Genomic DNA, 14116 nt, shown 5'->3' with positions numbered 1-14116 from the left:
AATAGAAGATATCCGTCTTGGATCTAATTCTGTGGCAATGCCTGCGCCGTTCCGAAAATGCGCGTTACCGTCTGATTAAAATCAGTTAATAACGGCATGAGGGAGTGGCCTTTCCAACTTTCCTGCGCATAGTTGTTCATTTTATTCAAAAAGTCACGATTAGCTGAGATGTAAACATCCATGAGATCGGGTTGAAGCACGCGAATCTTCTCAGCGATGGCTTGTTTGAAGCGATGCGATAATAAATCGTGATGCACAGCTGTTTCATAACTATTGTAACCTTTATTCAAATCGTTAGACGGCAATGAATCATCGTAGGGATTGTGATCGTTATAAAACCCTTTTTGTGTCCCTTGATTATTAGTTTCTTGGGTTGTGCTCTTTGTCCCGACTGCGCTGCTGTCCATCATCAAAGCTACATAAGCATTTTGATTTGTTATCATAACCAGGGCAGTATTCACACCATCCATATTGTTCACTTGATCAGATAGGTATTGACTATATTCGATTTTTGTATTGTTGTGAGTGACTGGACCTGAAAGTTGCTGGACTTGATAGGCACGATCTTTTTCCTGACCTTTTTCGACAGGATCCCTGAAATTCATCGTGGTGGTATTATGCTTATCGCCTCTATACTCCTTCCCACCATTACCACCATAACCACAAGCAGATAAAATAAGCAGAAGGAATATCATTCCACAAATCGGAAAACCTAACTTCCTGAACATATCGAACAGACCTCCTAATGCGTTGTAATGTCTATAGGATGGGATGTTTCGGGTGAATTATACGTGTTCACAAATAAAGGCTTTTATGCATAAAGAGGTGGGTGTATGGAAATAACCATGGAGGGAAATATATCGCTACAGAGCGCTGTTTAAGAACAATTTGTGAACTCTCCTACAGCGATTGACAAAAAGTTTTCACGAATTTATAGTTATTAAAGTGAATTGACATGGGCATGGCCTTCGTGGTAAAAATATTGTTTTAAAAGTGGGGTTGATACAATGAGTCAAGTAAAAAAGTTCTGGCGTCTGCTACCCCTTTTAGCGGTGATGACGCTCATGCTAACCGGGTGTGGAGACCCAACCTTATCCGCTTTAGTGCCTAAAGGTCCAGTGGCATCAGAGCAGCTTTTTTTAATGAAGTTAAGTCTCTTTATCATGATTTTTGTCGTAATTGTCGTATTTGCGATTTATGTGTATGTTCTTGTACGTTTTCGCAAGCGTAAAGGCGACGAAAGCATTCCGAAACAAGTCGAAGGCAGTCATGTTTTGGAGATTATCTGGACAGTTATTCCGATTCTCTTGCTGTTAGTACTTGCGGTGCCAACAGTATCCTACACGTTCAAGCATTCCGAGAATTACAACAAAAACAAAGACGCTATCCATGTGAAAGTCACTGCTCATCAGTTCTGGTGGCAGTTTGAATATCCTGATCTTGGTATCGCAACAGCGCAACAGCTTGTGATTCCGAAGGACAAAATCATTGCCTTTGATGTCGTCTCTGCTGACGTATCGCATGCGTTCTGGGTACCTTCCCTCGGCGGTAAAGTCGATACGAACCCAGGAATTCGCAATACGCTTTATTTGCAAGCAGATGAAATCGCAACGTTCCAAGGTAGATGTACTGAGCTTTGCGGAGCTTCCCATGCTTTGATGAACTTCACGGTAGCGGCGAAGTCAGATGCTGACTTTAATGCTTGGGTTGCGAAAATGAAAGCACCTTCTGTCGTGCCTGCGAATGCACAAAAAGGTGAAGAATTGTTCAAAGAAAACTGTATGTCTTGTCATGCTGTGAATGCAGCTGGCCCAGGGGTTGCACCTAACCTAAAAGGCTTTGCAGATCGCGATACACTTGCAGGTATCTTGGAACATACTCCTGAGAACATCGCTTCGTGGATACATAATCCGCAAGAGCTTAAACCAGGTAACAAAATGCCAGCATTCGGTAAAGAAGCAGGCGGTAAGTTAGACGATGCTCAAATTAAAGAAATTGTTACGTACTTACAAACATTGAAATAAACTCTTGATGTAAAGGAGGTTCATACGTTGGCTCACTCTCATCCAGTAAAAAAACACACCGGCCTTATGGATTGGCTTACAACCGTCGATCATAAGAAAATCGGTATCTTGTATTTACTAGCGGGTGGCTTCTTCTTCCTTGTCGGAGGACTTGAAGCGATCTTGATCCGGATTCAACTTGCTTATCCAGATCAACACATTTTTGTTGGCGATTCCTTTAACCAATTAACAACGATGCATGGAACAACGATGATTTTCTTTGCGGCCATGCCGGTTATCTTCGCTTTCATGAATGCAATCGTTCCGTTACAAATTGGGGCAAGGGACGTTGCATTCCCTTTCGTGAACTCACTCGGTTTCTGGTTATTCTTTGCCGGCGGCGTGCTGATGAACACAAGTTGGTTCTTAGGCGGCGCACCTGATGCAGGTTGGACGGGATATGCACCACTTTCCTCGATTACCGATTCAGGTTGGGGCGAAACTCTGCAAAACAATTTGCAAGGTACCGACTTCTATGTACTCGGCTTGCAAATTGCAGGTATTGGTACACTTATCGGGGGATTAACTTCCTCGTAACGATTATTAACATGCGTGCTCCTGGTCTTACATACATGCGTTTGCCCATGTTTACGTGGTCTGCTTTTGTAACTTCAGGTTTGATTGTTCTTGCTTTCCCTGCAATCACGGTTGCATTGGTGGAGCTTATGTTTGACCGTGTCTTCGGTGGTGCGTTCTTCGATGCAGCCCGTGGCGGTAACAACGTACTGTGGGAGCATCTATTCTGGATTTTCGGGCACCCCGAAGTTTACATTTTGATCCTTCCAGCATTCGGTATTATCTCTGAAATTGTTTCTACTTTCTCGAAAAAACGCTTGTTCGGATACAGCTCCATGGTATTCGCGACAGTTCTGATTGGTTTTCTAGGCTTCATGGTTTGGGTCCACCATATGTTCACATCAGGTCTTGGCCCAGTAGCTAACTCGATCTTCTCGATTGCAACGATGGCGATTGCTGTTCCAACGGGTGTGAAAATCTTTAACTGGTTGTTCACACTATGGGGTGGTCAAATCCGTTTCACAACTGCGAATGTTTTCGCAACAGCGTTCATTCCAACGTTCGTTATGGGTGGAACAACAGGGGTTATGCTTGCGATTCCAGCGGCTGACTTCCAATATCACGATACGTATTTCGTAGTCGCGCATTTCCACTACGTCATCGTTGGTGGTCTTGTACTTGGTTTGTTCGCAGGTCTTTACTATTGGTGGCCGAAAATGTTCGGTCGCATGTTAAGCGAAGGCTTAGGAAAATTACATTTCTGGTTGTTCTTCATTGGTTTCCATTTAACATTCTTCCCGCAGCATTTCTTGGGTCTAATGGGGATGCCACGACGCGTCTTTACGTATCAACCAGGGTATGATCTTGAAGTTGGTAACTTTGTTTCAACGGTTGGTGCGTTCTTGATGGGTATCGGTACGTTGGTGTTTCTTATCAACATCATCGTTACAGCAAGAAAACCGGTTACAGCTCCTGCAGATCCATGGGATGGTCGCTCCTTGGAGTGGACAATTTCGTCACCTGCACCTGAGTATAACTTCAAACAAACTCCGCTTGTTCGCGGATTAGATGCTTTCTGGAAAGAAAAAATGGCAGGTAATAAACAAATGACGCCGGCTGAGCCGATCGGTTCGATCCATATGCCGTCCGCATCGATTTTGCCTCTCATGATGTCAGTTGGTTTGTTTATTGCAGGTTTCGGCTTCATGTACAAAAACTACTATGTAGCTGCAGCAGGCATTGTTGTTACTCTAATTTGCATGTTCTTACGTTCCGTTTATGACGACCACGGTTGGCATATTGAGCCAGAAGAACTTGAAGATGATCATAAGGGGGTAAAGGCATGAGTAGTCATCACACGGGCGCACTGCCTGCTAATCCGGAAACGGCTACCCTCGAAGGGAAAAATAAAGTTCTTGGCTTTTGGCTTTTCCTTGGCGCAGAGGTTGTTTTGTTCGGTTGCTTATTCGCAACTTACATTGCCCTTCGGAACTCTGTTCCGGACGGCCCTACAGCTGATGAGCTATTCAAACTCAAAACAGTTGGTTGGTCAACATTCATTCTCTTGACAAGTAGTTTAACAAGCGTATTCGCCATTATTGCGATGCACCGTCAAAAACTCGGTCAACTCTTAGGCTGGTTAGCGATCACTGTATTGTTTGGTCTTACGTTCTTAGGTCTTGAAATTTACGAATTTACTGAATACGTTCACGAAGGTCATAAATTCGTAACAAGTGCATTCTCCACTTCGTTCTATACGCTAGTTGGATTCCACGGAGCTCACGTTGCATTCGGGGTTTGCTGGATTACGCTGTTGATTATCCAAGGGCTTAAGAAAGGTCTTACAGTGGTTACTGCACCTAAGTTCTACGTAGCTTCCCTGTACTGGCACTTTATTGACTTAGTCTGGGTGTTTATCTTCACAGTTGTTTATCTAATGGGGAAGGTGGGTCACTAAATGGGTAGCAATTCTCATGATACACACGCACCTAGTAAACGAGTGAAACACGAATCACCTTTGAATCACTACTTGACTTACATTATCTCGATTCTTCTCACGATGTTGGCATTCGCTGTCGTACTTTACGGAGATTTGGATCGTTCATTTATCTTGATTTTCATCGTGTCCTTAGGGATTGTGCAAGCGATCGTACAGTTATTCTTCTGGATGCATGCGAAAGAGAGAGGTCATTTATTCCCTCTTATCTTTCTCGGTGGAGGCGCGCTTGTTGCTCTCACTGGTGTAATCACAGCTGTATATTGGGTTTGGTGGTAAAAAAGCAAGAAGAGGCAACTTTGTCTAGACAAAGTGCCTCCTCTTTTTTTAGTTGAAGCCTATGAAAGAAGCTGAAAGGAGAAAAGATGCAGGTATGAGTCAAATTGGTGGATTTTTCGATTTGTGGAATCCTGTTTTATTGTTGATCGTCATCGTGATCGGATATTGTTATGGTCGATTTGTCGTGAATGGGAGCGCCGCCAAATCGGAGCCAGTTTCGATCTCAGGGCAGCTGCTTTTCTACACAGGGCTCGTCTTATTTTATATTGGGCAAGGCAGTCCGATTAATTATATCGGTCATCACTATTTGTTCAGTATGCACATGTTGTCGCAGACGATTCTGTACTTGATTGTTCCGATACTAATCTGGCTAGGAACGCCAGCCTGGATCCTCCGTGCATGCATGAAAAACATCGTGTTCCGCGGCATGTTTTCCTTTTTCACACGGCCGTTAATTGCACTATTTATGTTTAACATGCTATTCTCTATCTACCATATGCCTTATATTATGGATAACTTAATGAAGAATGATGTATGGCTTCTGCTCTATCATACCGTGCTGTTGGTAACGGCTTTCATGATGTGGTTCCCTGTATTCTGTCCACTTCCTGAGCTAAATCGTTTGACGGATTTGAAAAAAATGGCGTATATCTTCGGGAACGGCATATTACTGACACCCGCTTGTGCGCTCATCATTTTTGCGGATTCGATCATTTATGATATGTATGCCAACGTCACTGTTCCTTTTACGCATCTGTCACCGATCGATGATCAGCAGTTGGGTGGTGTCATTATGAAAATCCTGCAGGAGATCATTTATGGCGCTACGCTAGCTTTTATTTTCTTCCGTTGGTATCGCAGAGAGCGTAAAGAGGAAGATGAGTTGGATCCGATTGAATCCCAAGAGGGTACGAATAATCAAGGCGGGAATTGGAACCGCGCTTAGAGAGAGGATTAGAAAGATGCACATTTTGCCTACGATTTCAACGATGTTTATCGTGATTAGTGCTATATTTGTAGGGTTTGGCTGGTACCATATCGTCAAGGGGAACCGAGAAACTCATGAAAAGCTGATGGTGCTTGGAGCGATTTTTGCGCTCGCTTTTTTCCTTATTTATATGTCCCGTACGTTATTCGAAGGGAACACAGCTTTTGGGGGACCGGAAAGCTTGAAGCTGCCGTACCACCTGTTCCTATTTTTCCATATTGCATTGGCAACGCTTGGAGGCGTACTTGGGCTGATCACCTTATGGTTCGCTTACAAAAAGAAATTCTTGAAACATAAGAAAATCGGCAGGGTTGCCGCGATTATCTGGCTGTTAACAGCGCCGACTGGCGTGATCGTCTATGTATTGCTATACGTGTTATATCCAGGTGGAACGACGAAGCCTGTGATTGATGCCATTTTCGGATTGTAATTAAAGGCGCTGATCTTGTGGTAAGCACAGGAGACAGCGTTTTTTTGTGCAAAGAAATTCATTTATTTTCCAAATTCATGTAATATAGGTTGGTAAGCATCTTCGCAAAGGAAGGCAGGCTTCATTCATGACATATCCCTTAGTAGTAGAAAATGTGTCCAAGCAATACGGCGACAAGACAGCTGTGAATAGCATCCGTCTGCAAGTGAAGCAGGGCGAGATCTACGGATTATTAGGCGCCAATGGGGCAGGTAAAACAACGACGATGCGCATGGTACTCGGTCTTATTTATCCCGATCAAGGTACGATAACGTGGAAGGGGCAGGGGTATCGGGACGAGTTACGCAGTCTGATGGGGTATTTGCCAGAGGAGCGAGGCTTGTATCCGAAGGTGAAAATATCGGAGCAGATTACGTATTTAGCCGAGCTTAGGGGGATGAAGCGCAGCGCGGCAGATCGCAGCTTAAAGGAATGGTTGGAGCGGTTCGAGGTTTCGGACTACTACAATCGCAAAGTAGAAGAGTTGTCGAAAGGGAATCAGCAGAAGATTCAATTCATTGCGGCGGTCATACATAATCCTGAGATTCTGATTCTGGATGAAGCGTTTAGCGGGCTGGATCCTGTGAATGTAGAATTGCTGAAGAAAACGGTAAAAAGCCTGCGAGATGCAGGGAAAACGATTTTATTTTCCAGCCATCGGATGGATCATGTGGAAGAGCTGTGTGAGAATATTTGCATACTGCATCGCTCGAATACGATTCTGCAAGGCAGCTTGAAGGAAATTAAAGCGAGCTTTCCAAGGGAGCGTATTGTTCTGGAGACGGAAACCCGCGTGCATGGCTTGGAACAAATTCCTGGCGTTAGCTCTGTAAATGAGGGCCTTAACGGGTACGAGATCCGAATCGAGCGTTCGGAAGCTGCGCAGTCCGTTTTGCAAGTGGCCATAGAGCAATCGGTGATTACGCGGTTTCAAGTGATGGAGCCAACGTTGAACGAGATTTTTATCCAGAAGGTGGGTGGCCAGCATGAATAGCATCCTGACGGTCATTAAATTTACGTTTTTAACTCGGATTCGGACGAAATCTTTTCGCGTGATGAGCCTGATTCTCATCATTCTGATGTCAGCCTTGATACATCTGCCTGCCATTATTAATTATTTCTCTTCGGATTCACCGACGAAAATTGGCGTATTTGGTTCACAACAAGCGGCTGTGACGAATAAGCTAGCGGCCTTTTACAATAGTCAGCCAAAACCGGAGATACAGATTATAACGATGCCCGACGCTGGAAGCGTGGAAGCGAACGAAGCGTACGGGAAGCAACAAATTGCAGATGGCAAGATTAAGGGGTATTTGGAGTTTGAGAATGCGAAGCAGGGCGTTTTTCCGAAAATGGTCTATAAATCCACGGGGACGATGGAGTTTTCGTTGAAAAGCAAGCTCCAGACGACGCTTCAGTTAATTAAAACGGACATGGTCCTTCAAGGATCAGGATTACCAGATAACTTGAAAACGGACATCCAAAGGCCAGTGTCCTTAGAGACCGTGCAAATATCCACATCCGATGAAGCGGCAACAGGCAAAACAGAGTCTCAAATGGTATTGTCGTATGCACTGGTGTATGTGATGTTGTTCATGCTTTACATGGGTGCGATTGGGTTCGGGAACGTTGTTGCAACGGAGATCACCTCGGAGAAAAGCTCGCGCGTCATGGAATTGCTTATTACTAGCGTTTCGCCGCTCAAGCAAATGTTCGGTAAAATTATTGGGATTTGCTTGCTAGCGGTATCACAAATTGCGGTATTACTAGTCGTATCGTTTCTAAATATTCGATTCAGCGATGCATCGGTTCTTAAAGAAATGAACCTCAATTGGAGTGATTTAGAGCTCTCGCTTATCGCATATTTCTTGATTTTTTACTTGCTGGGCTTCTTCATCTATGCAACGATCTTCGCTGCAGTAGGCTCGTTAGTCAGCCGAACTGAAGATGTGGGCCCAGCGATTATGCCAGTTACTTACGTCATCGTGGCAGCCTTCATGATTGCGGTTTTCGGCTTGAATCATCCGAATGCATCGTTCGTGGTCACGATGTCGTTCGTGCCATTCTTCTCGCCGTTGATTATGTTCCTGCGTATCGGCATGAGCTCTCCGCCATTTTGGCAGATCGCTGTTTCGATCGTCATCCAGCTCATTTCGATCGGGGCTATGGCATGGCTCGCGGCTAAAATCTACCGCACTGGCGTACTCATGTACGGCAAGCGGCCGTCTTTGAAAGAGCTGCGGAAGGCGATGCGGGCGTATCGGTAGGGGTTTAGAAGGAAGCATTATGTGTAATGGTTATAGTTGAGACTGATTTGGTCGATAAACGAGACAAATATGGGTACATGTTTGAGACTAAATAATGAAGATAGATGAATCAATCCGTTGATTTATCTATCTTTTTTCTTATTTAATCAGAAGGGACTGGAAATTATATCTATCCAACTTAGACATGCCGCTCCCAAGATAACTGACGGATTTCCGAAGCAGTTTTGCCTTTATATTGCTTGATCAACCTGGCAAAATGAGCAGGTGTCTTAAATCCACAGCATTCAGAAATCTCAGAAATTGTCAATCCTGTACTCATGAGCAGTTCTATCGCTCGTGTAACTCGATATTTCCATAAATACTGTATAGGAGTCGTGCCTTCGTGTTGTTTAAACAAACGGATCAAATGTTCAGGTGACACGTTTGTTTGAATGACAATATCGTTTAGAGAGATGTCTTCCGCGAAATGCACATTCATCCATGATAGAGCGGAGAGGATAGCTGGATGTTTCTCGCTCTGTTGTTGTAGTCTTTTCAATTCGGTGGGGTATAAATGAAGCGCGGCAAGTCCAAGATTGAGAACTGCAGTATCACTTCTAGACAAATATCGCTGAAAGTTAAGCATAAGTTCTGTTAGTGCATTCATTTCATCCGAGAGAGGAAGAATTTCAGGAAGCTGATCAAGAATATGGATAATCTCTTCCGATAACGGGGAGACACGCACACTGATCCAACAGTGCCAGGTTTCTTCGGTCTTGGAGAAAGTAAACATTTCTTTGTGTCTCGGTTTTAAAAGCACCATTTGACCAGGAAGTACATGAAGATTTCGGCCATCAATGGTGATATCCATCTCTCCAGTGTACAACATAACGAGTTGGATATCTTTTTGAATTCTAGGTCCATAATGGCTGCCTGGTGGATACACAATCGTACCTGCAGAGGCAAATTGTACATTTTCAAAAGGAATATTCAATGTCATGCTTTCTCACCCTATTACATTCTAATATGTATTACCTTAAATATCAAAAAAATATCAATATCAGATAAGTGAATATAAATCACAGATATTGTTGTAACTTAGGAGACCAAGTATGTTATAAATATAGAATAAGTAGACAACTTAGAAAAGGTGGACTTCGATGAATATTATTCGTTTGTACAAATCAAGAAAATATTTGTTAAAGCTGCTGCTCTCCATAACGGTTCTTATGGTTGTGTTTTTATCTGTCAGCACGACACTTCTGTATTACAACTCCGATAAAACGATGCTTCAAATGCAGCAACAAGCGGAATTAAAGGTGATGTCACAAATCAAATACAATATTGACTACATGCACGAAACATTAAAAAACATTACGCTTTCCACGTCTTTTGACAATGATGTCGTTTATTTATCGAATATCGATGTGATGGATGGAGGTGAGCTCGCACAAAAATTAAACAGATTAGAGAAAACGGTTTCAAAATCATCTTTTTTGCAAAGTATAACGATTTACAACGCCAAAACAGGCTGCTATTACTCAACCTTGAGCAGTTTGAATTGTAAGGATGATGGATTGAACGGTGTCATTGATCAGTATATCCAATCACAAAAAAGTATACCTATGCTAACCTTTGTTCCTCTACCTTCTGATAAAATGCTCTCTCCAGCATTAGCGATGTTCTTGTACGACAACATGTCCGGGAGTAAGCTGATCGTCACGATCAAGCCGAGCTGGCTGTTTGATAACTTAACGAATATGAATAAGATGACAGATGAATCGAGAAGCTCTATTTTTATTACAGATAAATCAGGCATCCCGCTCATGGCACAACAGCAGGGCAAGGATACTTTAACGGACACAATTCAATCCATCATCCGTGAGAAAGTGAGCTCCGGTGTAAACCAGGATTATCTCGTGCATGGATCAGGTGAGAACAAGTCGATTCTGAGCTTTATGTCGTCCAACAAAAGCGGCTGGATCATTGCAAGCGTTCAGCCCTATGAGGTTGTGTGGGGAAAACTAAGCAAGATGCGGATTATTTCCTTCTTCATTATTATTGGTTTTTTATTCCTTTCCATTGCGAGCTCGCTGTTGATTGCCTACCGCCTGTATCGTCCGATTGAAAATTTGTTAAATCAAGTGACGTCAAACCGTCGTAAAGGCGTAGACGACAAGACTGATGTGGATGAATTGAACTTCATTTCCACAGCGTATCAAGATGCTATACATCAATTAGTCAAGCATGAGTCAGACGAGCATTCAAAACGTGATGCACTGAAAACATTCGCTTTGCGGAGACTGATATCTGATGCGAGCCTGCCTACTCCAGAAGAAATTGAACAAGTCGATTGGGATATTAATTTTAATCAAGAACTCCAGGTGTGTGTGCTGTTGATCGATGATTTTGCTGAATTTGAATCGAACACGAGTGATGTCGAGAAGAGAATGTATAAGTTTGCGATCACCAATATTGCCAAGGAACTTGTGTCAAAATACGTTAATTGCGAAGTGGTTCCTATGCTTAATGATCACTTTGTCTTACTCGTTGGTGATGCGAAAGAGGCTCAAGGCGATCATATGAGCTCGCTGACGCACGCTTTGAAAGAGCTTCAGCAAACTCTTCTTCAGTATTACCGTCTCTCGATAACCGTTTCGACTGGGGAGAGGGTTGACCGATACCAACAAGTATCGCAGCAATACGGTCTTGCTATTGAAAATGCGTCCTATCGGATTATTTTCGGTAAAGGAAGTATCATTACACCAGATCTCGTTAGGCATAATAATGAAAATATTACGTTCCAATTTTCCACGGATACAGAAAAGAAAATGACGGAAGCCATAAAGTCCGGGCAAGAGAAGGATTTTCAGGAGCAATTGGTGCAATTGTTCCAACAAATGAAAGTCATGCATTATAATAATATCCTGTACGCTATTCTTCACTTGCTTGCGTTAGTAGAAAATATCGTGCGTGAAATGAATAGCCGAACCGTCAGACAAGTTAGCTTGGACTTTAAGCGGCAGGTGCAGCTCGTGATGAAGCAAGAAACGTTAGAACCTATTTATGATTTGATATTGGGCATTTACCAAGACATTCAGAAGCAGCGAACGCAGGATGTCAAAGATCAGTCGAATCAGATCTTAACGGATACCGTGAAAGAAATGATTGAAGAGCAGTATTGGGATTTAAATTTAAGCCTGCAAAGCATAGCGGCTGCAATGAAACTATCTTCGGCCCATGTGAGCAAGCAATTTAGACTGCATGAATCGATGTCCATTAGCGAGTATATCAATGATGTTCGCTTGCGAAAGGCACTGGAGTTGCTTGAAACCAAAGATTACAGCATCAATCGCATCATGGAGTTGGTTGGTTATAACAATGAAGGCTATTTTTTCAAGCTTTTCAAGAAGAAATTCGGTATCACGCCGAAAGAATATCGCTTCAAGATAGTCGTTCAAGAGTAAGCTTTTTGGGTACGATCGTGCCCGAAAAGCTTTTCTTTTTTCAAAAATAGCTAAAAATAGAGTGTATTTGAGATTGTGTGGGAGAAAAGTGTAGTGTTTTTTATTTATTGTAGTAGTTATTTGTGCAGATTTCCCCCAATAATAAGTGCATACAACGACGGTTACACACCGCAGGGAGGGAAACAAATGCTACAACGGGAGTGGAAGCACTTCAAACGTAATCGGGAATTGTTCGTTATGTCATTGCCAGCAATCCTGTATAAATTGATTTTCAACTATTTGCCCTTGATCGGTCTTGTCCTTGCATTTAAACAATACCGATTCGATTTGGGGATTTGGGGAAGCAAATGGATCGGATTAAAAAATTTTGAATTCTTTTTTAAATCAGACAAAGCTTTCACTGTAACACGCAACACGATTCTATATAATCTTACTTTTATTATCTTAACCTTAGTGCTTGCGCTTACATTAGCCATTCTGCTAAATGAGATTTCTCGAAGATGGATTAAAGTGCATCAGACGATCTTGTTTTTACCTTATTTCTTATCATGGGTGGTTGTCGGATATGTCGTCTTCGGGTTTATGGATCATAAAAACGGGTTCATGAATGTCATGCTGCAAGCGTTCGGCGAACAGCCGATCAGATGGTATGAACAAGCCCAATTCTGGCCGTTTATAATCGTACTTACACAGTTATGGAAAGGCGTAGGCTTCTCAACGCTCATCTATTACGCGGGTATTCTTTCCATCGATTCGAGCTACTATGAAGCCGCCAAGATTGATGGCGCATCCAAATGGCAAATGATCCGCAAGATTACAATACCGTTACTGACACCACTTATCGTCATCTTGTTGATTGTCGCTATCGGCGGTATTTTTCGTGCTGATTTCGGATTATTCTACTTCATTCCTAATGATACGAGCTTCTTGTATAACGCGACTGATGTTATCGATACGTACGTATATAGGTCATTGCGAATCGTTGGAGATTTCGGGATGTCAACCGCGATTGGACTCTATCAGTCTGTCGTTGGATTCATTCTGGTGCTGCTGTCCAACTGGGTTGTCAAAAAAATTAACGAAGATAATTCGCTTTGGTAGGAGGGATATATGTATGCAAACGGAAAGCAACAGAATGAACTGGACAGGCAAAATGATTAACCTGTTCTTCTGTATACTGTCATTGGCGCTGTTAGTGCCTCTTGTTCTCGTCATATCAATTTCGTTGACGGATGAGAAATCATTATTGACACATGGCTATCATCTGATTCCTTTGCAATTCAGTACGAAAGCTTACGATATCATTTTGGATGCTCCCAAGGCGCTGTTTCGTGCATACGGGGTTACCATATTCGTTACACTCGTTGGGACATTTTTCGGTTTACTCTTTACGAGTTTGACGGCTTATACGATCTCAAGACGCGATTATCGTTACCGCAAAATGATGACGTTATACGTTTTCTTTACAAGCTTGTTCAGTGGAGGACTTGTTCCGTTTTACATTCTGATATCGCAGTATTTGCATTTGAAAGATACGATTTGGGCGCTTATCGTTCCGTATTTACTAAGTCCTTTCTTTATTCTCATCATGAAGGGCTTTATGGATAAACTTCCATTTGAAATCATCGAGTCGACGAAAATTGACGGCGCGAATGAGTGGCGCATTTTTTTCACAATGGTGATTCCCTTATCAGTACCTGCGCTTGTCACAATCGGGCTGTTCATTTCCTTCCAATATTGGAATGATTGGTGGCTAGGATTATTGTTTATCAATAACCAGAAGCTAATTCCGCTTCAACTGCTGCTTTACCGCATCATGAGCACCATTGAATTTTTATCGAACAACATCTCAACGGTGAATGTCCAATTTAATCTCGCCGACTTCCCAAGCTTATCGGCTAGAATGGCTATGGCTGTACTTGCAGCGGGACCGATGATGGTTATTTTTCCGATGTTCCAAAGGTTTTTCATCAGCGGTCTTACCGTTGGCGCCATCAAAGGTTAACCGGACTTTCGTTATCGAACTGCAGCTTATCATGTAGCTGCAGTTGATATATAAGTAATTAAAAACTAAATTCTCGCAGGGGGTAAT

Annotated in this window: 12 protein-coding genes and 1 pseudogene; 11 read left to right on the top strand and 2 right to left on the bottom strand. The window is 42.8% G+C overall.

From position 1 onward, the window contains the following. Nucleotides 1-23 precede the first annotated feature (23 nt). On the bottom strand, nucleotides 24-728 hold the full coding sequence (locus MJB10_RS23275; protein ID WP_314799104.1) for a hypothetical protein: 705 nt from the start codon (nucleotides 726-728) through the stop codon (nucleotides 24-26). Between the two features lie 279 nt (nucleotides 729-1007). On the opposite strand from MJB10_RS23275, the gene coxB reads away from it, so the two are divergent. The 8 genes and pseudogenes from coxB (at nucleotide 1008) to MJB10_RS23235 (ending at nucleotide 8578) form a co-directional block, all read left to right on the top strand. After that, a complete protein-coding gene (coxB, locus tag MJB10_RS23270) occupies nucleotides 1008-2024 on the top strand; it encodes a cytochrome c oxidase subunit II (RefSeq protein ID WP_314799101.1) in 1017 nt (338 codons plus the stop codon). Nucleotides 2025-2090: 66 nt separating this feature from the next. Further along, nucleotides 2091-3925 (top strand): annotated as a pseudogene (gene ctaD, locus MJB10_RS23265) (cytochrome c oxidase subunit I). Next, nucleotides 3922-4536, top strand: coding sequence for a cytochrome (ubi)quinol oxidase subunit III (locus MJB10_RS23260; protein WP_314799099.1), 615 nt, complete (start codon nucleotides 3922-3924; stop codon nucleotides 4534-4536). The pseudogene ctaD and the gene MJB10_RS23260 overlap by 4 nt, the downstream one beginning before the upstream one ends. After that, nucleotides 4537-4854 (top strand): cytochrome C oxidase subunit IV family protein, encoded by a 318-nt coding sequence (locus MJB10_RS23255; RefSeq protein ID WP_314799096.1) that lies wholly within the window; start codon nucleotides 4537-4539, stop codon nucleotides 4852-4854. It begins immediately after the preceding gene. A gap of 94 nt (nucleotides 4855-4948) precedes the next feature. Next, nucleotides 4949-5800, top strand: coding sequence for a cytochrome c oxidase assembly protein (locus MJB10_RS23250; RefSeq protein WP_314799093.1), 852 nt, complete (start codon nucleotides 4949-4951; stop codon nucleotides 5798-5800). 16 nt (nucleotides 5801-5816) lie between these two features. Further along, nucleotides 5817-6272: a DUF420 domain-containing protein gene (locus MJB10_RS23245; RefSeq protein WP_314799090.1), complete on the top strand. Its 456-nt coding sequence runs from the start codon at nucleotides 5817-5819 to the stop codon at nucleotides 6270-6272. A gap of 127 nt (nucleotides 6273-6399) precedes the next feature. Then, nucleotides 6400-7305 (top strand): ABC transporter ATP-binding protein, encoded by a 906-nt coding sequence (locus MJB10_RS23240; RefSeq protein ID WP_314799088.1) that lies wholly within the window; start codon nucleotides 6400-6402, stop codon nucleotides 7303-7305. Beyond that, on the top strand, nucleotides 7298-8578 hold the full coding sequence (locus MJB10_RS23235) for an ABC transporter permease (RefSeq protein WP_314799084.1): 1281 nt from the start codon (nucleotides 7298-7300) through the stop codon (nucleotides 8576-8578). Before MJB10_RS23240 ends, MJB10_RS23235 begins: the two co-directional genes overlap by 8 nt. Nucleotides 8579-8756: 178 nt before the next feature. Here MJB10_RS23235 and MJB10_RS23230 read toward each other — a convergent pair whose 3' ends face one another. Next, entirely contained in the window at nucleotides 8757-9557 is an 801-nt protein-coding gene (locus tag MJB10_RS23230) for an AraC family transcriptional regulator (protein ID WP_314799081.1), read from the bottom strand. Nucleotides 9558-9717: 160 nt separating this feature from the next. On the opposite strand from MJB10_RS23230, the gene MJB10_RS23225 reads away from it, so the two are divergent. The 3 genes from MJB10_RS23225 to MJB10_RS23215 all read left to right on the top strand — a co-directional run bounded on the left by MJB10_RS23225 (nucleotide 9718) and on the right by MJB10_RS23215 (nucleotide 14029). After that, the gene (locus tag MJB10_RS23225) at nucleotides 9718-12024 is read left to right on the top strand and encodes a helix-turn-helix transcriptional regulator (protein ID WP_314799080.1); all 2307 of its coding nucleotides are present in this window, start codon (nucleotides 9718-9720) and stop codon (nucleotides 12022-12024) included. A gap of 186 nt (nucleotides 12025-12210) precedes the next feature. Beyond that, a complete protein-coding gene (locus tag MJB10_RS23220; protein ID WP_314799078.1) occupies nucleotides 12211-13125 on the top strand; it encodes an ABC transporter permease in 915 nt (304 codons plus the stop codon). A 13-nt stretch (nucleotides 13126-13138) separates the two neighbouring features. After that, on the top strand, nucleotides 13139-14029 hold the full coding sequence (locus MJB10_RS23215) for a carbohydrate ABC transporter permease (RefSeq protein ID WP_314799076.1): 891 nt from the start codon (nucleotides 13139-13141) through the stop codon (nucleotides 14027-14029). The last annotated feature ends 87 nt before the right edge of the window (nucleotides 14030-14116 follow it).

Source organism: Paenibacillus sp. MBLB1832 (genome assembly GCF_032271945.1).
GTDB classification, from domain to species: domain Bacteria; phylum Bacillota; class Bacilli; order Paenibacillales; family NBRC-103111; genus Paenibacillus_E; species Paenibacillus_E roseopurpureus.
This window is presented reverse-complemented; position numbering and strand designations above follow the sequence as displayed.